This window comes from Priestia sp. TSO9 (assembly GCF_021029645.1).
Classification (GTDB): Bacteria; Bacillota; Bacilli; order Bacillales; family Bacillaceae_H; genus Priestia; species Priestia megaterium_E.
This window is the reverse complement of record NZ_JAJEKD010000016.1, coordinates 315882-338355: the sequence shown is the minus strand read 5'-3', so window position 1 is coordinate 338355 and position 22474 is coordinate 315882. Positions and strand designations below refer to the sequence as shown.

The window sequence follows — 22474 nt, the reverse complement described above, 5'->3', positions numbered from 1 at the left end:
TTTTAGATGAAGAAAGTAAGGCTCCTGCAATCTATTCATTTAAAGTTTGTATTGATTTATGTGCTGCTCATTTTAATTGCGATGCAAATTATTGGGGTCTATTTTGCACGACAATTAGAAAAAGAATTAGTTAACAACTTTCGAACGTCTCTTCAAGAGCGGACAGACTTGCTGACGTATAACATTGGACAAGAAATGGTGAAAAATCGTGATGATGATTCACCCACTCTTGAGGAAGACTTAAAGACTATTTTACGAGATTTTGCTTCAAGACCCAATTTAGCTTCAAATGATATGAATGACATCTCTGAAGTAAGAGTCATTGACCAAAATAGAAGAATCATTGCTACATCGAACTCAAATCCTCAACAGATCATAGGTAAAAAGACTAATGATTTAGCGATTACAAATGCGTTGTTAGCAGGAACGAACTCTGATAATGTATTTGTTGATCAAAGCGGACAGCGAATTAGAGTTATGATACAGCCCATTCGTTTACAGGATAAAGTAGGTGCCAGTCAATCAAATTCAACTAATAAAAATGGAAAAGTTCAGTCTAGCGAAGAAATCTTAGGGGCTATTTACTTAACAGCTTCCATGGAGCCTGTTTACGATCAAATGAGTAATATCAATCAGATCTTTAAGGCAGGTACGGTGATTGCTCTTTTTATTACAGCTATTTTAGGCGTGTTTTTAGCTCAGACGATTACTCGTCCAATGTCTGAAATGAGAAAACAAGCACTTGAGATGGCCAAAGGGAATTTTACGAGAAAAGCTAAAGTATACGGGTATGATGAGATTGGTCAGCTAGCTCTCACATTCAACAACTTAACAAGAAAGCTTCAAGAAGCACAGGCAACGACAGAAGGGGAGCGCCGTAAGCTTAGCTCGGTATTAGCTCATATGACGGACGGCGTTATTGCGACGGATCGAAAAGGAAGAGTAATTTTAATTAATGATCCAGCTGCAGCTATGCTAAATGTTTCACGTGAAACGGTTTTGTCTGACCCAGTTGTTTCCCTATTAGATCTTGAAGAAACGCATACGTTTGAAAGCTTGCTCGCTAATCAAGAGTCATTAATTTTAGACTTTAGTACAAAATCCGATCCCTTTATTTTAAGAGCTACCATTTCCGCTATTCAAAAAGAGACCGGTTTTATTAACGGGATTATCATTGTCTTGCATGATATTACAGAGCAGGAGAAAATTGATCAAGATCGCCGAGAATTTGTAGCGAATGTTTCACATGAATTGCGTACGCCGTTAACAACGATGCGCAGTTATTTAGATGCGCTTGCAGAAGGAGCATGGCAAGATAAGGACTTAGCTCCAACATTTTTAAATGTAACGCAAACAGAAACAGAACGAATGATTCGTCTCGTTAACGACTTGCTTCAATTATCTAAGCTAGATAGCCAAGACTACCGATTTAGTCGTGACCCAATCAATTTTGTGAAGTTCTATCATTACATCATTGATCGCTTTGAAATGACAATAGAACAAGGTATTTCGTTCGTGCGCGACTTGCCAAATGAAGCAATCTATGTCGCTATCGATCAAGATAAAATTACACAAGTATTAGATAACATTATTTCCAATGCAATAAAATATTCACCTGAAGGTGGAACCATTACGTTTTCAATTGCTCAGCATACGCATGAAATTGTTGTGAGCATTAAAGACCAAGGTATGGGAATTCCAAAATCAAATTTAGCTAAAATTTTCGAACGCTTCTATCGTGTAGATAAAGCACGAACGCGTAAATTAGGCGGAACAGGATTAGGGCTTGCTATTGCCAAGGAAATTATTGAAGCACATGATGGACGCATTTGGGCAGATAGTCAGGAAGGAAAAGGAACAACGATTTACTTTACTCTTCCGATTGAAAGTGAGAATGATGACGAATGGGAATGAGATATGAACATATCAAAACGGCCATCTTAGTTGTTCTCGTCGCTTCCAGTTTAATTATGACTTATCATATATGGACGTATCAGCCTTCTTATAAGGTCATTTCAAAGAATCAACATTTACAGGAAGTTGAAGTGAGTTCAAAAAGTAAAATAGAAGATCATATTCTTCCAACAGAAGTTCTCTATCATCGAAACGATAATCACTACATGTCTCACGACGAAGATGATGTAAACAAATGGGTAAATGAAATGAAAAAGTGGAAATTTTCGAATGTGACGGACGTTTCGGATGCCATTTCTCCTGATGGATTTTTAAATTATGTCCATGGAAGTAATTCTATTGAAGTGCTGTATCCAGACGCGCTGCATTTGAAAACATTTCAACAGCTTTTTTCATTTTCTCAAACGTCTTTGCCTAATCAAACATTTGACCGTGTACTCATTAAAATTAAGCGTACACCTTCCTTTTTCGTGAGCGTGTATCTTGTGAATTATGAGCAAAAAAAGATTTATTCGGTTACAGTCAAGAATTTGGCCAAAGATGATATCAAAGAATTAGAAGACAAAATGAAACGTACGTATGCCCCGAGCTTTGTATATAAAGAAAACAAAAATCGGTATATCTTCCTTCCGGAAAACAATATCACGATGAATAGTGAAGTCTACTATACTAGCATGAGGCATTTAGATATTGAGAAATATAAGGAAGCGCTTTTTAACAACCCAGACTATGCACGGAAAGAAACGTCTACAAACCGAGATGTCTACACCGAAGGTACAAAAGTGATTAATGTTAATACGAAGACAGATGTGATGGAATATGTGAATCTTGTAAATTCCACGACCGAGGTAATGGAAGATTATAATTTAATAAATCGCAGCTTTAGCTTCGTTAATGACCACGGCGGCTGGACGGAATCTAATTACAGGTTCAACAGCTGGAATCGTATTACAAAAGAAATTAGCTATCGTTATTATAAAGATAACTATCCCGTGTACAGCAATCAGGGAATGACTGAAATATATCAGAGATGGGGAAATGCGGAGATTTTAAATTACCGTCGTCCTCTTTATCGTTTTGTAAGAGTACAGGATTCCAGTATAGAAAAGCTGCAGTCATCTCAAAAAGTGATTCAATTAATTGAAAAACACCAAAACTTTGACTCGAATCTGTTAAAAGACATTTCAATAGGCTATCAGCTAGAAGAAGTCTCACAGCAGCCGAAAACCGGTGAAAAGACGGTTGAGTTTAATTCTAATTCTGTCAAACTCGTTCCTTCTTGGTTCTATTATTATAATAGCAAGTGGTATCGAATTGCACCGCCGACCGAAGGAGGCGATAACGATGGATTGGAATAGAACAAAAACCATCTTTATTTTCACTTTCTTGATTCTTAATATTTACTTAGGCTATCAGATTTTTAAAACTCATCAAGAAGATCAGTACTCTCTATTTGTAGAGTCGAGCGTTGAAGAACAATTGACGAGTGAAGGCATTGAGTATAAACATTTACCTGTAGATGTGAAGGAAGCTTCGTCGTTAAATGCTAAAAGTAAGTTATTTAAAGAAGAAGATTTAAAAAAGTTAAAAGAACAAAAAGCAACGCTGCTTGAGGAAAAAACAATTCGAAGCGTATTAGACAAACCTTTTTCAGTACCTGAAAAAAGTCCCGAAGCAAAGCTAAGTCAATTTCTAAAACGGTATGTGATCTCAGGTAAGGATTATGAGCTATGGAATGTTGACAAAGAGAAAAAAACAGTTACATTCTTTCAAAAATATAAGAAGCATAAAATCTTTGATAATGAAAATGGCATGATTATTGCTCATTTAAATGATAAAGGTGAAATTATTTCTTATGAACAAACAATGCTAGGTTCTGTGAAAACGTTAGATGATGAGCAGGATGTTTTAACGCCTTTAAAAGCATTAGAAAATTTGTTTTTGAAGGGTGAATTGAAAAAGAAAGATTCTGTAACAAAAGTAGAGTTTGGGTACTATACGTTTGATCTGCCGCTATTAAATTCTCAAGTTTTAGCACCAACTTGGCACATTGTTGTAAATGGAGATACGAGTTATTTTGTAAATGCCTTTGAAGGGCAGATTATTAAAAAAGGAAATAAATAAGTATTTGGAGTGAGATAAATGAGCCTGCATTTCAGCGTGCTAGCGAGTGGGAGCACAGGAAATGCGATTTTAGTAAGTGATGGAGAACATTCCTTACTAGTTGATGCAGGGCTGAGCGGAAAACAAATGGAAGCTCTATTTCAACAAGTAAATCGCAATATCCCGGATTTATCAGGAATTTTAGTGACTCACGAACATAGTGACCATATTAAAGGACTAGGTGTTCTGGCACGTAAATATAAGCTCCCTATTTTTGCAAATGAAAAAACGTGGAACGCAATGGATGGCTTAATCGGCAACATTGATACGGAACAGAAGTTTCACTTTGAAATTGGCCAAACGAAATCGTTTGGTCAATTGGAAGTGGAGTCTTTTGGCGTTTCGCATGATGCTGCAGAGCCTATGTTTTATGTCTTTCATCAAGGGTCTAAAAAATTAACCCTTATTACGGATACCGGCTATGTAAGTGACCGCATGAAAGGTACGATTAAAAATAGCGATATGTACGTATTTGAAAGCAATCATGACGTTGAAATGCTGAGAATGGGGCGCTACCCTTGGAGCATTAAAAGACGAATTTTAAGCGACGTCGGACACGTATCAAATGAAGATGCGGCTCTTGCAATGGCAGATGTGATTGGAGATCAAACCAAACGCATTTACTTAGCGCATTTGAGTCAAGACAATAACATGAAGGAAATTGCTCGCATGTCTGTTGCGCAAGTGTTACAACAAAAAGACATCAATGTAGAGGACAATATTCTCCTATGTGATACAGATCCAAAAAGACCAACTGATATTGTTTATGTATAGTCTCTAGAAAGGAAGCGAAAAATAACTTCATTTAGTACGTGAATGCAGACATTCACGATGATAAATGAAGGGTTCGGTGATAGTGTGGAACATTATGATGAAGGCCAAGAGCCAAATAGTCGGCCGCCTAAACGCCGCAGAGGATATTTCGCTTCTGCTCTGATTGGAGCTATTATAGGTGCACTTATTGTACTGCTTCTTATGCCAGCCTTGGTGAGGAACGGGATTTTGCCATACGGATGGATGGATGATGAAAATGGAGATGAACAAACAGGGTCGACCATTCAAAAATCAGTATCTCTTGACGTCACCACGGCCGTCACAAAAGCCGTTTCTGAAGCCAATGCAGCAGTTGTAGGAGTTGTAAACATCCAGAACTCTGAAAGCTTTTGGAATGATGAACGAACTGATGCCGGGACGGGCTCAGGTGTTATTTACAAAAAGCAAGGCAATAAAGCTTATATTGTGACAAACTATCATGTCATTAAAGGCGCTAACGAAATTGAAGTGAGCTTCAGTAACGGTACAAGGGTATCGGCTAAAATTCTTGGCAGCGATGATTTAATGGACTTAGCAGTTCTTGAAATTGACGCAGGCCACGTGACAAAAGTGGCTACCTTCGGAAATTCTGATAAGCTTAAAGCTGGTGAACCAGTGATTGCTATCGGAAACCCGCTGGGCCTTCAATTTTCCGGCTCCGTTACACAAGGAGTTGTCTCAGGGGTTAACCGTGTCATTCCTCAAGATTTGAATGGCGATGGAAATCCTGATTGGCAATCAGAAGTTATTCAAACAGATGCCGCCATTAACCCTGGTAATAGCGGGGGTGCTCTTGTTAATATTGATGGTGAATTAATCGGTATTAATTCCATGAAAATTGCTCAAGAAGCAGTAGAAGGCATTGGTCTTGCGATTCCAATTAACATGGCTAGACCCATTATTAATGACTTAGAACGATATGGTGAAGTCAGACGTCCGTATCTTGGAGTTAGTACACTATCATTAAGTGAGGTATCAGGGTATCATTTAAAAGAAACCCTTAAGTTACCGCATGATGTAGTAAACGGAGTCGCTGTTCTAAAAGTCGAGCAAGGTTCGCCAGCTGCTAAAGCTGGATTAAAGGAATATGATGTGATTGTTGAGTTAGATCACAGCAAAGTAAGGGACATTGCGACACTTCGCAAACACCTCTACATTGAAAAAGAAATTGGCGATAAAATGAACGTAACGTTCTATCGGGACGGCAAAAAGAAATCCACAGAAGTAAAATTAACACGTCAAATGAAGTAAAAGAAAAGTTATCCACAGGGGATAAACTCCTGTGGTTTTTTACTGAAAAGAATAGAGAAAGGAAGATAAATACATGAAGATATATTGCTGTTTAGAACATACAGAACTAGCGCTGGATGTAATGGTAGATGAGATTGAGCTAGCACCGGTTTTTGAAAAAATAGAAAATTCTACCGACAAAAAAAGCTGTGAATATTGTGACAATGAAGCTGTATATGTAGTAGGGAACTAATATTCTTATACAAAATGTGGATATAGCATGTGGATATGTGGATAATATCTGTGGATAAGAGATAAAGGAGAGGAGAATAGCCTGTGAATATCTCTATTATAACCATTGGAAAGCTAAAAGAAAAATACTTAAAACAAGGCATTCAAGAATATTTAAAGCGTTTATCAAGCTATGCAAAAGTAGAAATTATTGAGCTTGCAGATGAAAAAGCGCCAGAAAACTTAAGTGAATCTGAAATGGAACAGGTGAAACAAAAAGAAGGAGAGCGCATCTTAGCGAAAATCTCAGACGATACTCACGTGATCGCATTAGCTATTAACGGAAAACAAAAATCTTCCGAGGAACTCGCAAAAGAAATTGATTCATTAGCTACCTACGGAAAAAGCAAAATAGCGTTTGTTATCGGTGGGTCGCTTGGTTTAAGCAGCGAAGTAATGAAACGCTCAAACGCAGCCCTTTCTTTTTCAAAGATGACGTTTCCTCATCAGCTTATGCGCCTAGTATTAGTAGAACAGATTTACCGAGCTTTTCGTATTATTCGAAATGAACCTTATCATAAATAGAACGTGTGGATATTTTTTTATTAAAAGCTGAGGCAGAAGGAAATGTAAAACCTTCTGCCTCAGCTTTTATCATATGTGGATAAATAGCACACCTCTATAAAAAAGAACAAGAAGTTCTTCTCTCCGATAAAATGGTAGAACAATTGAGTTTAAGCAAGCGAGATCTTATTTAAGAAACAGAAAAACCTTCGTCTTCTTTCACTCCAGCTCTGTCTTTAAACTCATCAAGCAACGCACGCACTTCGTCAGTTGTTTCCGTGCTCATGAGTAGATTTCTTAATTCACTTGCACCGCGGAATCCGCGAACGTAAATTTTGAAAAAGCGTCGAAGCGGTTTGAAAGGGCGCGGCTCTAACTCTTCAGAATACTTATCATGAAGATCTAACTGCAGGCGAAGAAGTTCTAATAGCTCTTCGCTTGTGTGCTCTTTCTTTTCTTTTTCAAACGCAAACGGATTATGGAAAATTCCGCGTCCAATCATGATTCCATCAATGCCGTACTTCTCCGCAAGTTCAAGACCTTTCTGGCGGTCAGGAATATCACCGTTAATTGTTAGTAGCGTATGAGGGGCAATTTCGTCACGAAGCTTCTTGATCTCCGGAATTAACTCCCAGTGCGCGTCAACATCGCTCATTTCTTTTTTTGTACGAAGGTGAATAGAAAGGTTCACGATATCCTGTTCTAAAATATGCTTCAGCCAGTCGTACCACTCATCAACTTGCGTATAGCCAAGACGAGTCTTTACGCTTACTGGAAGTCCTCCAGCTTTAGCTGCCTGGATAATCTCAGCCGCAGTATCTGGACGGCGAATCAGACCAGAACCTTTTCCGTTTCCTGCAACATTCTGTACAGGACAGCCCATATTAATATCAATGCCGCGAAAACCCATTTCGGCCATACCGATACTCATTTGACGGAAGTATTCAGGCTTGTCTCCCCAAATGTGCGCAACGATTGGCTGTTCATCATCTGTAAACGTCAAACGTCCTTTTACGCTATCTTTCCCTTTCGGATGGCAGTAGCTTTCCGTATTCGTAAACTCTGTAAAAAATACGTCAGGTCGTGCTGCTTCGGTCACAACATGGCGAAAAACGACATCCGTCACAGCTTCCATCGGTGCCAAAATAAAAAACGGACGCGGCAACTCATGCCAAAAATTATCTTTCATCTTATATCTAAACCCTTTCTTTTAGGGAAAACGTATTCCCAAAATTAAAAAGTGTAATTTCTTTTATCAGGTTGAATGTCAGTATAAACTTCAACCAATATATACTTTAATGGTATGGGAGGAAAAGTGCAAGGGAACGAGTGGTTTTGTTTTGCTGGAAATACCTATTGAAACAAATTTTATATCTAATATTAGTGGAGTGTAAGCAATTAAAAGCGAGCCTGAAGGCATGTAACGGATACCTGCGAATAAATATCCTAAAGTATTTGGTTTGTGTGTAGGCACTTTCTCCAAGGATATTATAAAGTATTCACCATAATTATGATTACGATAAACGATTTTATAAATAACTTCGACTATATAAAAAACCACGTCTGTCACTGTACAACAGACGTGGCTTCATTACGTATTAATGCTTTTTGTAAGGAGCACCGTCCTTAGAAGGCAGTCCAGAAATGTATCTATCCTACACCACCTGTTTCTTGAATGCCAATGCTTTCTTTCAGTGCATTAGCTAGCTCCTCTTTATCAACAGCGGTAATATTTTTGTCGCTGATGTCCTCGCCCGGGTGCTGATAGTTGCTTAATACGTAGCGAGAGTTTTTAATGTTTTCTACTGCACGAAGTCCTGTTGCTTCTGCTCCCACTGGAACTGAAAGAATGCGTGATAGTTTTTTGGTTTTTACATGATAAGCCCATACGAAATTGTTTGTGTGTAGTGAGCTGTCTTCTCCGATAAACAGTGTATTTAAGTCATTTGAATACGTAAGGTTGTCAGGGTTGGCAATTTTATTTGGATCCGCTGTATTACCGTATGCATCTGCTTTTTCTAGGTCTTGTCCGATCAGTAGCCCTTCCATGCTTGCAGGAACGCAGTGGCTGTTAATCTTGCCGTTTGCTTGGTCTTTTTGATGTGATCCTAAGTTCAGCTGGTAGGTCACACCAGACTCTAATTTTGGAAGCTGGATATCATCTTGTACAGCGCCAGATTCTTTTAGCATGGCACTATCTTGGTAAGAAATAGCCATATACGCTTTTTTGTCTTTTTTGTTAACCGTTAGTCCTTCCATCTTGTTGAATTCAGATGTTGCACCTAAAATTGCACCGTATCGGCGTGATTCTAAAAAGGCAGCTGCTTTTTCCATACCAGGCTTTACTCTTAGGTATTCAACTTTTTTACTTGCAGCGGTTTTAACAGCTTTAAATCCTTTTGTAGGCTGGTCAGCTGTTTCAAAAATATCACTAAATCTTGTGCCTTTGTCGATTATTGTTTTCACTTCATTGTCTGTTGTATGGCCAAGCTTAATCCACTGAAGTTCGCCTTTACCTCCATTGTTCGTACTCGTTTGTTTAAACTTTGCCGCATAAAGAGTTCCTGCTGAGAAGTCTTTTTCCTTATCTGCTACATACATAAACATCATGGTATTAGACCCATCGTCTCCAAAAAGAGTGGTTTTGTTATCTGGAAGTACCTGCATCATTTCGTGTGAAAAACGGCCTGTGCTGTAATGTTTTACGACGGATGCATGGCCGCTTTCATCCACTGAAATTTCTGGAATCTAGCCGTAGTAGTAAGGATTTGCTTTTGACGTGTCGCCGAAATAAAGCTTAGCGAAGTTCGTGACGTCTTTATAAGAGCTGGATGAAGGATCTTCAAAAGCACGTGCATCAGGCTCATATTCTTCTGACCCAAGGTGAGTACCCCAATCCGTTGTAGAGCCATTACACGGCGTCCACAAACCATTTACATTAGAAAAATCAATTTTTTTAGCATGGTTGACGGTTAGGTTTCCTGTTTTATCATCTCGGTCAACTTGTGTAAGCGTCATTGAAGCAGGAAGACCGGAAATTTCTTTTCCAGCATTATTAACAGATTCATATTCATAATGTGAAATAATATAAGACTTACCGTTGATGGTGATAAAGCTGTTTGAATCCGGTGCGTCTGATACGTACGGTGATGGCTTATCAGGAACGCTTCGGTCAATAATCGGATCCCCGTTTGCATCGATCGGTGTACCTGCGGCGATTAATTCCCCTTTATTATCGACAATTTTATCTTTTGAAAGAAAGAGCTGGTTATAGTTAAGCGGCGTTTTTTCAACGCTTCCATCTTTATACGTTACTTTTACAGATGCCTCTGTATACGTTTTAATCATATTTTCAATCGTAGTAGGTGCTTTCATTGGCTGAAACTCGACGCTTTTGATTTGTTTTGGATGTTGAATTGGATGATGCTCTGCTGCAAAAGCAGAAGCGGCGCTAGAAGCTAAGAAGGTGAGAGATAGTCCAAAAGATACTCGTTTTTTCATGGTTGATAACCTCCGAATCGTATTCATACACTTATTAAATCATTTGGTTGTTGAGGAAATATAAAGAGAAGAGCTGGATTTGTTGAGCTGTTGTTAAGAACGTTGAACATTTATATGACAAGTTTAACTAGAAGTTATTCAGCTATCTTTTAGAATTTGTTCAGATAGTATTCAGCTGGGCTTCACAGTGAATTCATGTTCCGCTCTTACAATAAACACATAGCTAAAGGCGACAAAAAGCACTTTGGCTCGTACAGCAAAAGTGAAAGGTATTTTAGCAGAAAAAAACGTCACTCAGTTCAATGCTTATACGGGACAAGAGTGCTCATAATTTTTTATCTTAATACATTTCATTTTTCATTCATATCAAGCAGAGGGTGCTTCAAGGCATCTTCTGCTTTTCTATTTATAACTAGAAACGGAGCTGTTTATCTATGTTAAGATAAATGTAGATTATTGTTGTAAAATGGATAGAACTAGAATGAAATAAATTAAATAGATAGGGTGTACACATGAGAAAAGAAGTACAAGTTATAGCCAAAGAAGCTTTTATTAAAAAAGTGAATAAAGGTTATCCACTCATTGAAAAAGATGCGCTTGTTGATGGTCATAAACTGCAAGAAGAAGGCGTTATTATTAACTTAGTCACTCCGAAGAATCAATTTTTAGCCAAAGGCTATTATGGAAAACAAAATAAAGGTTACGGATGGATTCTTTCGAAAAAGAAAAATGAGCAAATTGACGCGGCGTTTTTTGCTAGAAAAATTCAGCAAGCTATTGCCTCTCGTCATGATTTTTATGCATCTGAAGACACAACTGCTTTTCGCGTATTTAATAGTGAAGGTGACGGAATCGGCGGCTTAATTATTGATTATTATGACGGATATTACGTCATTAGCTGGTATAGTGAAGGAATTTATCAATTTAAAGAATACGTCATTGAAGCCTTAAAGTCTGCGCCTAATTTTAAAGGGCTGTACCAGAAAAAACGTTTTAACGTAAAAGGGCAGTATATTGAAGAAGATGATTTTGTAGCAGGGGATAAAGGTGAGTTCCCTCTTATTGTAAAAGAAAATGGTATTCGTTTTGCCGTTTACTTAAATGACGGAGCGATGGTGGGAGTCTTTTTAGATCAGCGAGACGTCCGTAAAACGATTCGAGATAAATATGCAAAAGGAAAGACCGTGCTAAATATGTTTTCGTATACAGGCGCATTTTCAGTGGCGGCCGCTCTTGGAGGAGCTGCGAAAACAACAAGTGTCGATTTAGCCAATCGCAGCTTGGCAAAAACAATTGAGCAATTTAGTGTAAATGGAATTGATCACGAAGCACAGGACATTATCGTAGAAGATGTTTTCAAGTATTTCAAATATGCGGTCAAGAAGAACATGACGTTCGATCTTGTGGTGCTAGATCCGCCGAGCTTTGCCAAGTCGAAAAAGCATACGTTCAGCGCGGCAAAAGACTACAAAGATTTATTAAAAGAAGCTATTGCTCTTACAAAGCCAAACGGTGTCATTGTGACATCTACGAATGCAAGCAATTTTGATATGAAAAAATTCCATTCGTTTATTGAAAAAGCTTTTAATGAAAAAGGTGAACGTTACAAAATGATGGAGCAGTTCGCTCTTCCAGCTGATTTTAAAACAATAAAAGAATTTAAGTCAGGTAATTATTTAAAAGTCGTATTTATTCAAAAAGTAAATCGCTAAATGCAAGGCTGCATGATGAACTCATGCAGTTTATTTATTTTTAATAAAATAACGCTTACAAGCTATTTTGAAGGGAATAAAATGAAGGTAAGAGATAAATATTGTCAATATATATGATAAAATAATAAAGGAATTATGCTCAACACTTCACAAATTTACAATATCATCCTTACGAAACGTATTTTTACAATTATTTTATTTTAAATGGGATAAGTATTGAGTACGAAGTGGAAAGAGCATACTATTACTATTATTTAAAAACATGAAAGGAGAAAGATTATGGCTGAAACAACAAAAAAGCCTGCCGGCGAAGTGAAATTTATTCCTTTATTAATTTGTCTGGCAATCGGACTTATTTTATGGTTTATTACACCTCCGTGCGGACTTGATTTGAAGGCTTGGCACTTATTCGCTATTTTTGTGGCTACTATCGTAGGGCTTATCATTAAACCATTGCCATTGGGCAGTGTGGCTATTTTATCTTTAACCATTATTGTATTAACTAATACATTAACACTTGAACAATCGCTCAGCGGTTTTCAAAATACGACGATTTGGTTAATCGTTATTGCATTCTTTATTTCTAGAGGTTTTATTAAGACTGGTCTAGGAACAAGGGTTGCCTATATCTTCGTTCGTTTGTTCGGTAAAAAGACGTTGGGACTATCGTATTCTCTTATCGTAAGTGACTTGCTTTTATCACCTGCAATGCCGTCTAATACAGCACGAGCTGGAGGAATTATTCTTCCCATCATTCGTTCTTTATCCGAAACATACGGATCGAGAACTGGAGACGGTACGGAGCGCAGAGTCGGCGCTTTCTTAACAAAAGTATCGTTTCAAGGAGATATGATCACATCCGCTATGTTCGTAACAGCAATGGCGGCCAATCCTCTTGCCGTTAAAATGACGGAACAAATTACAGGCAAGACTATTTCATGGGTTGGCTGGGCAGCGGCTGCAATCGTACCTGGAATTATTAGTTTAATTGTTATTCCACTCGTTATTTATAAGCTGTATCCGCCAGAATTAAAAGAAACGCCGGAAGCATCTGAAATTGCAGCAAAAAAACTAAATGAAATGGGTCCGCTAAAGAAAGAAGAATGGTACATGATTGGCGTGTTTTTACTTCTTCTTGTGCTGTGGATTTTTGGCGCTAATTTAAATATTAATGCAACAACAACTGCTTTTATTGGTCTATGTGCGCTTCTTTTAACGCAAGTGTTAAGCTGGTCGGACATCAAAAAAGAACAGGGAGCATGGGATACATTAGTCTGGTTTGCTGTATTGGTTATGATGGCAACTTTCTTAAATGATCTAGGCATGATTCCTTGGTTCAGTGATCTGATGAAAGGCACTGTTAGCCATATGTCTTGGATGACGGCGTTGATCGTATTAGCTATTGCATATTTTTATTCTCACTACTTTTTTGCGAGTAACACGGCTCACGTCAGCGCTATGTACGCAGCATTTTTATCTGTCATCGTGGCCGCTGGTGCGCCTCCGTTACTGTCAGCATTAATTTTAGCGTTCTTTAGCAATTTATTTGGCTGTTTAACTCACTACGGAAGTGGACCGGCACCGGTGTTCTTCGGTAGTGGATATGTAACGCAGCAAAAATGGTGGTCGCTCGGCTTTTTAATTTCAATTATTCATATTATCATTTGGATTGGAATTGGCGGCTTGTGGTGGAAACTGCTAGGTCTATGGTAAAAAAACAGTGGCGCAGGCCACTGTTTTTTTTTATGCTTCAGCCCAAACGGATACAGAGCCGCCATTTACAGGGAACTGTCCGTAGCCATCTTCTTCAATCACGACTTGGTCCTCTCGGTTGTTTGTGAAGTCAATCCACGTTTGTCCACTTCGGTGTTCGCCGACGAACATTCTCTTTTCGCCATCTTCGCCGTTTGACATCACCACAGCGCATCCAGACTTCTCAAATTCCTCTACACCATGCCTTACCCATCCAATGGTATTCGGGTGATCAAAATAATCGTCTTGCTGGCCGTATGCTTTGTCATAGCGTACATGCAAGAGAGCGGAAATATCTTTTTCTTTTCCCTCAATTGGGTGCTCTCCGCCTATTCCAAAATAGTCTCCGTAAAACACACAAGGATAGCCGTCTTCACGAAGTAAAATTAGAGCGTAAGCACTTTGTTTGAACCAATCTTCTACCCAAGATTCTAAAGATTCATTTGGCTGAGAGTCATGGTTATCTACAAATGTGACAACATTCAACGGGTGAGTCTTGACTAATGTATCATCAAAAATCGTGGTTAAATCAAAATCTCTTCCTTGCTGAGAGGCTTCATGCAGTTTATAGTGCAGCGATACGTCAAACAAATCGATTTGATAATCAATCACGTCTAGGAATTCCTGACAGGCTGTTAACTCTGGGTTCCAAAACTCTCCCACAAAGTAAAAGGGCTTTTCTTGAGAAGAGGACAATTCGTGGGCAAATTCTTTAATAAAATCGTGGTTAATATGTTTAATGGCGTCTAATCGATAACCGTCGCACTGCAGAGTGTCTGCTAACCATTTTCCCCATTTGATCATTTCTTCTCGAACTTCAGGATGATCGTAATCAATATTCGCAAACATTAAATAATCGTAGTTGCCAAACTCTTGATCCACATTTTCGTTCCAGCTTTTGTTTTCTCCGGCAATACGAAAAACGCCTTCTTTTCCATTTTTATCATCGTAATCAGTGCCGTTAAAATGATTAAAGTTCCATTTGAAAGAAGAATATTGATCGCCGCGCCCTTCAAATGTAAACTTTGTCCACCCTTCAATTTCAAAAGGTTCAGAAATTTCTTCTGTTCGGTTCATGGGGTCCACTTCAATGACGTGGAACGTTTCTTTTTCATCTGCTGCAGCTTTATGGTTCATTACAATATCCACATAGACATTAATTCCATGATTATGACAGGCATCAATCGCTTCATGCAGCTCTTGCTTGGTTCCATACTTTGTACGAACGGTTCCTTTTTGATCAAATTCGCCAAGATCGTATAAGTCGTAAACGCCGTAGCCGTTATCCTCTGATGAAACACCTTTTGTAACCGGGGGAATCCATACGGAATCAATTCCTTGTTCTTTTAGTTGAGGAGCGAGCTCTTTAAGGCGTTGCCAATGCTCGCCATCAGCCGGCACATGCCATTCGAAAAATTGCATAATTGTATGATTCCGTTCCAAGTTAAATCATCCTCCTTTTAAATAAAAAGATATAATCGCTCACGGATAGTTCTTTAGAATCAAATGAGGAATTGATTATATTTTTTCTTTTAACGTTCCTGTTATCCCTATTCTTTAAACCTTTTTCAACATATGAAGCTTAAGAAAATCTTAAGATTTCCCCTTCCTTTTTCTTAAGAAATGCAGTTTACAATAAAATCCATAGACGAAATGACCCATGATATACTTTTGAAAGGAGTGTGAGAAATTAATGAACGAATATGTGGTTTTAGTCGTAGACGATGAGCAAGAAATCCGTAATGGCATTGCTATTTATTTGAAAAATGAAGGCATTAAAGTCTTTACGGCCAAAGATGGAATCGAAGCCATAGAGATACTAAATAAAGAAAAAGTTCACTTAATTATTCTTGATATTATGATGCCAAGGCAAGACGGCATTTCAACGACGTTTAAAATCCGAGAACAGAAAAATATCCCGATTATTATGCTGAGCGCTAAAAGCGAAGATGCAGATAAAGTACTCGGTCTGCAGGTAGGAGCAGATGATTATGTGACAAAGCCTTTTAAACCATTAGAACTGATAGCGAGAGTTAAATCACAGTTAAGAAGATATGTGACATTAGGTACATATGAGGAAACAAAGACGATTGATATCCGAGGTCTCGTACTTGATATTGAGGCTAAGTCCGTCACTCTTGACGGGGTATTCATTAAGCTGACTCCCATTGAGTATAAAATTGTAGAGTTATTAATGAAAAATGCAGGGAGAGTTTTTTCCATACATGATATTTATGAACGTGTATGGAATGAACCAGGCTACAACGCAGAAAATACAGTAGCGGTACACATTAGAAAAATAAGAGAAAAAATTGAGATTGAACCAAAAAATCCGAGATATGTAAAGGTTGTGTGGGGACTTGGATACAAAATGGAAAAGTAGCGTCATTTCAGCTATAGGGATTATCTTGTTTTTATTTGGTTTAGGAGCAACTATTTCTTCAATTAGTAACGTGCATAATCTATTAAAAACAAACTATTTACAAAAAAGCAGCTATGTAAAATCAGAAGACTTCAAAAAGCAAATAAGTCGTTTTACAAATGATCTCTACCTTTTAGAATTGACACAAAAAGATAAGAATACCGTTAATGCAAATAAGATAACAGAAGAAGAGATTGAGTCGTATCGATATACGGAAGGAACATTAACAGAACAAATAAAAAACGTGCACGATAAATATGAAGAAAAAATAGAAGACGCTAAGCAGGCAAAGAGCAAAAACGTTGAAGCTGCCTATGTAAAGCAGCAGGATCTAGAAGTTAAAAACATTCAAAAAAAGTTTCAAGATGATCAATTCGTTCGAGAAGAAATAATGAAAAACAAAAAACTCGAAATGAAGAAACTATATGATGAAGCTTTTGATCGACAAAAAATATTATCTCAATATAAAAAAGACATCATGTATTATTTAAAAGATAAGAACACAAACAAAATATATACGAACATCCAAAACGCAGGCAAAGAAGATGTTAATCAATTAGTAAAACAGAAAAATATATTGTATAAACATACTTATTCAGCTCAATCACCACTGGTGTTCCAAGCAGATGAATATAAAAATTCATCGTTAAGCAGTGAGGTAGACTCAGAGATCCCAACCCGGTATTTAAAGCAGAAGTTTACGGGTATAATTGCTGTTCCTGAAAAAGAAACCTTCATTAGTCCTTTATTTGATGAATATAACTATTATCATCATCAAAATGTAGCGTTTCTCGTGTATGCATTTTCAGGGATACTAGCTCTGTTAATAGGTTACTTTATTTATAAAAAAACAATAACTGGACATTTAAAAGAAATAACAAGACAAACTGCAGTACAGAGGGTTTATAAAAAAATACCTTTAGATATTTGTATAATTGTTTTTCTTTTATACTCATTTTTTACATTAAGTCTAGTTCTGAACGGCTATCCTGCTTCTTTATTAGAATCATATAAGCATGTTGCTACGTTCTTCTTTTATATGATAGCAATATCTATAGCTATTTCCCTATGGGCACTTCAAGTATTTCTACTGTTTCAGCGTATGCGCACAATAGATGATATAAAAGAAGAATATAAAAGAGCGTGTGTTTATCAAGTAATTTATTTTCTTCAATCTATTTTTATTATCAGACATATTGGCATGCATATAATGGTTGTAGTGCTGCTTTTAGTGTTTGCCGTGTTTGCTGTTGCAACTCTATTGACTAGTGGATCTATGTTTGCAGAACAAGTATCCATACTGTACTTAGCTATAGGCAGTGTTGTAGGAGTGGTTACTTTGATACTGCTTATGCTACGAGTTAATTATTTAAATAAAATTATTATCTCAATTGATCAAATTGCCACAGCCGAGTGGAAAGAGCCGTTACCTATCAAAGGAAAATCAGCTTTGACTCAAGCAGCGCTAAACATAAATCATATCCAGCAGCAGATTCAAACATCTCAGCATGTTCAAGTTAAAAGTGAACGCTTGAAAACAGAGTTAATTACCAACGTCAGTCACGATTTAAGAACACCATTGACTTCTATTATGACATATACAGCGTTGCTAAAGTCGCAAGATCTTACTTCGGACGAACAACATGCTTACGTTGAAATTATTGACCGTAAATCAAAGCGTTTACAGACACTTATTGATGATTTATTTGAAGTGTCAAAAATGGCAAGTGGAAATGTAGAATTGCATAAAGACAAAATTGATATTAACCAGCTTCTTCATCAGGCTTTAGCTGAATATAATGAAGCAATTGAAGATTCAACTCTGCAATTTCGTATTCAATCTCTCGAAAAGCCGATATTTGCTACTGTAGATGGTCAAAAAATATGGAGAGTATTTGACAATTTGATAGAGAATATATTGAAATATTCATTTGAACAAACGCGTGTCTATATTTCTGTTCAAGAAATAAACGAACAAGTGAAACTAACATTTAAAAATGTAAGTAAATATGAATTAAATGAGCAGGCAGATGAGCTGTTTGAACGATTTAAAAGAGGGGATACTTCAAGACAAACCGATGGCTCCGGACTTGGGTTAGCTATTGCTAAGTCAATTATTGATTTGCACGGAGGAGAACTGAATATTGAAATTGACGGAGATTTATTTAAAGTAACGATTACTCTTTAATGTGAGTGAATATAAACAGCATATCTAGTAAAAAAAGAGAAGCAACCTCATTATGCTGGTTGCTTCTCTTTTTTTAGCGTTCGTAATTTTATTCCGCAACCGCAAAGCGTACTGTGCTTTAGTACTTTTATTTCTCTATCACACTGATTACATCTTATTTCTGGTCCAATCATTTCTTCATCCCTTCCTCTTTTTACAAGAATTTAAATAAGTATCCATAAAATATGGATACTTATTTAGTGATAAAATGTTAAACTAATTGATAATAAACGATAATCTACAATGAGAAAAACACCTTTATTTTTCTCATTTAGAAAACGGATAAATTTATTTTACTTGCTGCGGAACAGATAATCCTAAACCATCTGCAACGCGTGTTCCATACTCTGGATCCGCTTTGTAGAAGTGCTGAATTTGACGCAGTTTAATCTCTTCTTTTTCTACAGGCTTCATAGCTTCAATGATGTTTGCAACGAGTCGCGTACGCTCGTCTTCGCTTAGAAGGCGGTATAAGTCACCTGCTTGCGTGTAATGGTCGTTATGATCATATGCAACACTATCGGCAACGCCTGAAACAGGGTATGCTGCTTGTTTGTTTTCCTGTGATTCTGTTGGGCCGCCAAAGCTGTTTGGCTCATAATAAACAGAACGGCCGCCGTTATCGTCAAAGCGCATTTGGCCGTCACGCTGATAGTTATTTACTTCATTGCGCGGACGGTTAATCGGTAGCGCTTGATGGTTAGCACCCACGCGGTAGCGATGTGCATCGCTGTATGCAAATAGTCGGCCTTGCAGCATTTTATCAGGCGATACGTCAATTCCCGGCACAAGCGTTCCAGGTGAGAATGTAGCTTGCTCCACTTCGGCAAAATAATTTTCTGGATTGCGGTCCAAGACCATGCGACCTACTTCAATTAACGGGTAGTCTTTTTGTGACCAAACCTTTGTTACGTCAAACGGATCAAAGCGATACGTATCAGCATCTTCTAATGGCATAATCTGAACGTACAGCTTCCATGAAGGGAAATCGCCTTTTTCAATGGCATTAAATAAATCTTCAGTATGATAATCTGGATTTTCACCAGCTAACTTTGCAGCTACGTCTGGAGACAGATTTTTTACACCTTGCTCTGTTTTAAAGTGATATTTTACCCAAACGCCATCTCCTTCGGCATTAACCCATTTAAATGTGTGGCTGCCAAATCCATGCATATGGCGTAAAGTTGCGGGGATACCGCGGTCAGACATTAAAATAGAAACTTGATGCAAAGATTCAGGAGATAAAGACCAGAAATCCCAAACGGCCGTCGGGTTTTTTAAATGTGTGCGTGGATCGCGTTTTTGTGTATGAATAAAGTCAGGAAATTTAATCGCATCTCGGATGAAAAATACAGGTGTATTATTTCCGACTAAGTCGTAGTTTCCTTCTTCTGTATAAAATTTAACAGCAAATCCGCGAGGGTCGCGAACGGTATCTGCTGAGCCGTTTTCACCAGCTACTGTTGAAAAGCGAGCAAATAGAGGTGTTCGTTTTCCTACTTCAGAAAGGAAAGCTGCTTTTGTATAGCCTGAAACATCATTTGTCACTTCAAAATAGCCGTGGGCACCGGCGCCTTTTGCGTGTACGACGCGTTCAGGAACTCGCTCTCGGTTAAAATGGGCTAATTTCTCTAAAAGGTGAACATCTTGAATTAAAGTAGGTCCGCGTGAACCAGCGGTCATTGAATTTTGATTATCTCCAACCGGAGCTCCCCAACTAGTCGTTAGGTTATTCTTGTTTGTTGTCATCTTAGAACCACCTCTTATTTGAATTTTATTATGTTAGAAATAATAATAACATTTTTAAATAAAAAATCAATACTAAATTATAATTATTATAATTTGAAGTGTTGATTTTGAGATGTAGTCAATAGGGTATATAACATGTGAAGTGTACGAACTATTTAAAAAATTTTCTGTATAGTATATTTAGTTTAATAATAAAAATGCCTGGTGTGCAATTATTTTGACCGGCTATTACCATATCAAAAACACGCTTGCTTATATAAGCAAGCGTGTTCTTTTTATATATTTTGTGATAAGTTTGCTTTCGCTGCCAGTTCAGCCTGAGGCGTGCGCCAAAGCTGCGTCCATTTTTGAATCGCAGCAATCATAATAATGAGACCGAGTATAAGCATGATGATTGAAAGAGTCGCATTTAATATGCTGTAACCTGCCGCAGCTTCATTTAAATAGACATTCTTAACCATCCAATAACCTGCGTAGTTAACCGTTACGTAAAGGTAGGCTAGTGGAATAAGGCAAGTAAGCATATAGGAGCGTTTATCTGCAATTCTAAGAATAACGGTTGCTCCAATAATTAAACCAATAGAGGCCATTAACTGATTCGATACGCCGAACAGCGCCCAAACTGAGCCAATATCTCCTGAGAACAATAAGTACCCCCACATAAAACAGGCTAGGGCGCTTGCAAAAATGGACCCCGGAAGCCAGTCTACTCGCTTCAATGGCTTATAAAATTCACCGAAAAAGTCTTGAATTAAATAACGGGAAACGCGTGTACCCGCGTCGATAGCAGTTAAAATAAACACTGCTTCAAACATAATGACGAATTGGAAAAAGTAAGAAGACAGGTGGCTGAACCAAGGAATTTCTGTGAAGATATATGTCATTCCTACGGCCAGTGTAACAGCGCCGCCTGTACGGCCTTCTAAGTTTAGACCAATCTCTTGGCTAAGCTGAGGAAGAGCTGTCACGTTCATGCCGAGCGTTTTGAACACTTCAGGTGTAGAGTTGATTGCAAAATAGTCTCCAGGATGTAAAGCTGTTGCGGCAATTAACGCCATAATTCCTACTAAGCATTCGACTAACATCGCGCCGAAGCCTACAACTTTAATGTCACTCCAACGGTCGATCATCTTAGGAGTTGTTCCTGAACCAACAAATGCATGGAAGCCGGAAATAGCACCGCAGGCGATCGTAATGGAAATGAACGGCCACACAGGTCCTGCTAAAATAGGGCCGCCTCCGTGAATAAATTCAGTAACTGCAGGAAATGGAATTGCTGGGTTTACGAAAAACACGCCTACGATCAGTGCGATAAAGACACCAATTTTCATAAAGCTGCTTAAATAATCTCGAGGTGCTAAAAGCAGCCAAACGGGCAAGGCCGCTGCGAAAAATGCATAAACGGGAAGAATAATTGAAAGTGTTTTAATATCTAACGTTAAAAAATCTCCTAAAGCTGTTCCTTGAATATAAGGACCGCTAAATACGGCGATTAAAATTAAAATGAAGCCGACGGTAGAAGCCGCTTTTAAATTACCGGTTTTTTTGTGGTAAATACCCACACCCATTGCGATCGGAATCGTAATTCCAACAGCGAATGTACCCCAAGGATTTTTCTCAAGTGCATGTAGCACGACCATAGATAAACCGGCCATTGTGATGGTAATGATAAAAAGCATAGCTAAACCTGTACAAAAACCAGCGACGGGTCCTAGCTCTTTTTTAGCCACTTCGGAAAGCGACTGGCCTTTTTGGCGCATAGATGCAAATAACACAACTGCATCGTGAACGGCTCCTCCGATTACAGCTCCTATTAAAAGCCAGAGCAGGCCGGGCAAATAGCCAAACTGAGCTGCTAAAATAGGTCCAACAAGCGGACCTGCAGCTGCAATAGCTGCAAAGTGATGACCAAATGTTACCCATCGGTTGGTTGGCACATAATCTTTCCCATCTTCAAGTTCATGTGCTGGCGTTTTTTGCGAATCGTTTAGTTTCAAGACCTTAACAGCCATGAATGTTCCATATAGCCGATACGCAATCATTAAAATACAGATAGATCCAATAACAATCGTAACCGCATTCATTACAAATCCCCCTATCCCTTAGTTGTCTGATGTTTGTACTACTACACAACGTTATGTAATTGTGTGTTCCCCTTACAACTTTCATTATAAAAGAAGAAAGCGCTTTTATCAC

The 22474-nt window shown here is 38.1% G+C and carries 15 protein-coding genes and 1 pseudogene; 11 read left to right on the top strand and 5 right to left on the bottom strand.

Features of this window, described 5'->3' with window-relative positions:
- The first annotated feature begins 6 nt into the window (after positions 1-6).
- The 7 genes from walK to rlmH all read left to right on the top strand — a co-directional run bounded on the left by walK (position 7) and on the right by rlmH (position 6936).
- Positions 7-1914 carry a cell wall metabolism sensor histidine kinase WalK gene (gene walK, locus LJC66_RS26570; protein ID WP_013059906.1) on the top strand — a complete coding sequence of 636 codons (1908 nt, stop codon included), beginning with the start codon at positions 7-9 and terminating at the stop codon, positions 1912-1914.
- The gene (locus tag LJC66_RS26565) at positions 1905-3272 is read left to right on the top strand and encodes a YycH family regulatory protein (protein ID WP_230933840.1); all 1368 of its coding nucleotides are present in this window, start codon (positions 1905-1907) and stop codon (positions 3270-3272) included. Before walK ends, LJC66_RS26565 begins: the two co-directional genes overlap by 10 nt.
- Positions 3259-4038 (top strand): two-component system regulatory protein YycI, encoded by a 780-nt coding sequence (locus tag LJC66_RS26560; protein ID WP_195695639.1) that lies wholly within the window; start codon positions 3259-3261, stop codon positions 4036-4038. The genes LJC66_RS26565 and LJC66_RS26560 overlap by 14 nt, the downstream gene beginning before the upstream one ends.
- An 18-nt stretch (positions 4039-4056) precedes the next feature.
- The gene (locus tag LJC66_RS26555) at positions 4057-4851 is read left to right on the top strand and encodes an MBL fold metallo-hydrolase (RefSeq protein WP_014457688.1); all 795 of its coding nucleotides are present in this window, start codon (positions 4057-4059) and stop codon (positions 4849-4851) included.
- Positions 4852-4908: 57 nt separating this feature from the next.
- Positions 4909-6141 (top strand): S1C family serine protease, encoded by a 1233-nt coding sequence (locus LJC66_RS26550; protein ID WP_230933839.1) that lies wholly within the window; start codon positions 4909-4911, stop codon positions 6139-6141.
- 73 nt (positions 6142-6214) lie between these two features.
- Entirely contained in the window at positions 6215-6373 is a 159-nt protein-coding gene (locus LJC66_RS26545; RefSeq protein WP_013059901.1) for a CxxH/CxxC protein, read from the top strand.
- An 83-nt stretch (positions 6374-6456) separates the two neighbouring features.
- A complete protein-coding gene (rlmH, locus tag LJC66_RS26540; protein ID WP_013085547.1) occupies positions 6457-6936 on the top strand; it encodes a 23S rRNA (pseudouridine(1915)-N(3))-methyltransferase RlmH in 480 nt (159 codons plus the stop codon).
- 169 nt (positions 6937-7105) lie between these two features.
- Here rlmH and LJC66_RS26535 read toward each other — a convergent pair whose 3' ends face one another.
- Both LJC66_RS26535 and LJC66_RS28060 read right to left on the bottom strand, forming a co-directional pair.
- Positions 7106-8104 carry a tRNA dihydrouridine synthase gene (locus tag LJC66_RS26535; protein WP_028409752.1) on the bottom strand — a complete coding sequence of 333 codons (999 nt, stop codon included), beginning with the start codon at positions 8102-8104 and terminating at the stop codon, positions 7106-7108.
- A gap of 461 nt (positions 8105-8565) precedes the next feature.
- Positions 8566-10416 (bottom strand): annotated as a pseudogene (locus LJC66_RS28060) (PhoX family protein).
- Positions 10417-10928: 512 nt separating this feature from the next.
- Between LJC66_RS28060 and LJC66_RS26520 the strand changes: the two are divergent.
- Together LJC66_RS26520 and LJC66_RS26515 are read left to right on the top strand one after the other, a co-directional pair.
- A complete protein-coding gene (locus LJC66_RS26520; RefSeq protein WP_230933836.1) occupies positions 10929-12128 on the top strand; it encodes a class I SAM-dependent rRNA methyltransferase in 1200 nt (399 codons plus the stop codon).
- 279 nt (positions 12129-12407) lie between these two features.
- Positions 12408-13841 carry an anion permease gene (locus tag LJC66_RS26515; RefSeq protein ID WP_230933835.1) on the top strand — a complete coding sequence of 478 codons (1434 nt, stop codon included), beginning with the start codon at positions 12408-12410 and terminating at the stop codon, positions 13839-13841.
- A 30-nt stretch (positions 13842-13871) separates the two neighbouring features.
- Here LJC66_RS26515 and LJC66_RS26510 read toward each other — a convergent pair whose 3' ends face one another.
- Positions 13872-15323 carry an alpha-amylase gene (locus LJC66_RS26510; RefSeq protein WP_014457695.1) on the bottom strand — a complete coding sequence of 484 codons (1452 nt, stop codon included), beginning with the start codon at positions 15321-15323 and terminating at the stop codon, positions 13872-13874.
- A 250-nt stretch (positions 15324-15573) separates the two neighbouring features.
- Here LJC66_RS26510 and LJC66_RS26505 point away from each other — a divergent pair, with 250 nt between their 5' ends.
- A complete protein-coding gene (locus LJC66_RS26505) occupies positions 15574-16263 on the top strand; it encodes a response regulator transcription factor (protein WP_230933834.1) in 690 nt (229 codons plus the stop codon).
- Positions 16241-18490: a sensor histidine kinase gene (locus LJC66_RS26500; RefSeq protein WP_230933833.1), complete on the top strand. Its 2250-nt coding sequence runs from the start codon at positions 16241-16243 to the stop codon at positions 18488-18490. Before LJC66_RS26505 ends, LJC66_RS26500 begins: the two co-directional genes overlap by 23 nt.
- A 327-nt stretch (positions 18491-18817) precedes the next feature.
- Here LJC66_RS26500 and katA read toward each other — a convergent pair whose 3' ends face one another.
- Together katA and cstA are read right to left on the bottom strand one after the other, a co-directional pair.
- Positions 18818-20278 carry a catalase KatA gene (katA, locus tag LJC66_RS26495; RefSeq protein WP_230933832.1) on the bottom strand — a complete coding sequence of 487 codons (1461 nt, stop codon included), beginning with the start codon at positions 20276-20278 and terminating at the stop codon, positions 18818-18820.
- A 275-nt stretch (positions 20279-20553) separates the two neighbouring features.
- Entirely contained in the window at positions 20554-22362 is a 1809-nt protein-coding gene (gene cstA, locus LJC66_RS26490) for a carbon starvation protein CstA (protein ID WP_195695646.1), read from the bottom strand.
- Between the last annotated feature and the right edge of the window lie 112 nt (positions 22363-22474).

What these genes read in the sequence shown, in the direction of transcription:
- walK (WP_013059906.1), top strand. Translation starts at nt 7, where the DNA reads ATGAAGAAAGTAAGGCTCCTGCAATCTATTCATTTAAAGTTTGTATTG.
- LJC66_RS26565 (WP_230933840.1), top strand. Translation starts at nt 1,905, where the DNA reads ATGGGAATGAGATATGAACATATCAAAACGGCCATCTTAGTTGTTCTC.
- LJC66_RS26560 (WP_195695639.1), top strand. Translation starts at nt 3,259, where the DNA reads ATGGATTGGAATAGAACAAAAACCATCTTTATTTTCACTTTCTTGATT.
- LJC66_RS26555 (WP_014457688.1), top strand. Translation starts at nt 4,057, where the DNA reads ATGAGCCTGCATTTCAGCGTGCTAGCGAGTGGGAGCACAGGAAATGCG.
- LJC66_RS26550 (WP_230933839.1), top strand. Translation starts at nt 4,909, where the DNA reads ATGATAAATGAAGGGTTCGGTGATAGTGTGGAACATTATGATGAAGGC.
- LJC66_RS26545 (WP_013059901.1), top strand. Translation starts at nt 6,215, where the DNA reads ATGAAGATATATTGCTGTTTAGAACATACAGAACTAGCGCTGGATGTA.
- LJC66_RS26535 (WP_028409752.1), bottom strand. Translation starts at nt 8,104, where the DNA reads ATGAAAGATAATTTTTGGCATGAGTTGCCGCGTCCGTTTTTTATTTTG.
- LJC66_RS26520 (WP_230933836.1), top strand. Translation starts at nt 10,929, where the DNA reads ATGAGAAAAGAAGTACAAGTTATAGCCAAAGAAGCTTTTATTAAAAAA.
- LJC66_RS26515 (WP_230933835.1), top strand. Translation starts at nt 12,408, where the DNA reads ATGGCTGAAACAACAAAAAAGCCTGCCGGCGAAGTGAAATTTATTCCT.
- LJC66_RS26505 (WP_230933834.1), top strand. Translation starts at nt 15,574, where the DNA reads ATGAACGAATATGTGGTTTTAGTCGTAGACGATGAGCAAGAAATCCGT.
- katA (WP_230933832.1), bottom strand. Translation starts at nt 20,278, where the DNA reads ATGACAACAAACAAGAATAACCTAACGACTAGTTGGGGAGCTCCGGTT.
- cstA (WP_195695646.1), bottom strand. Translation starts at nt 22,362, where the DNA reads ATGAATGCGGTTACGATTGTTATTGGATCTATCTGTATTTTAATGATT.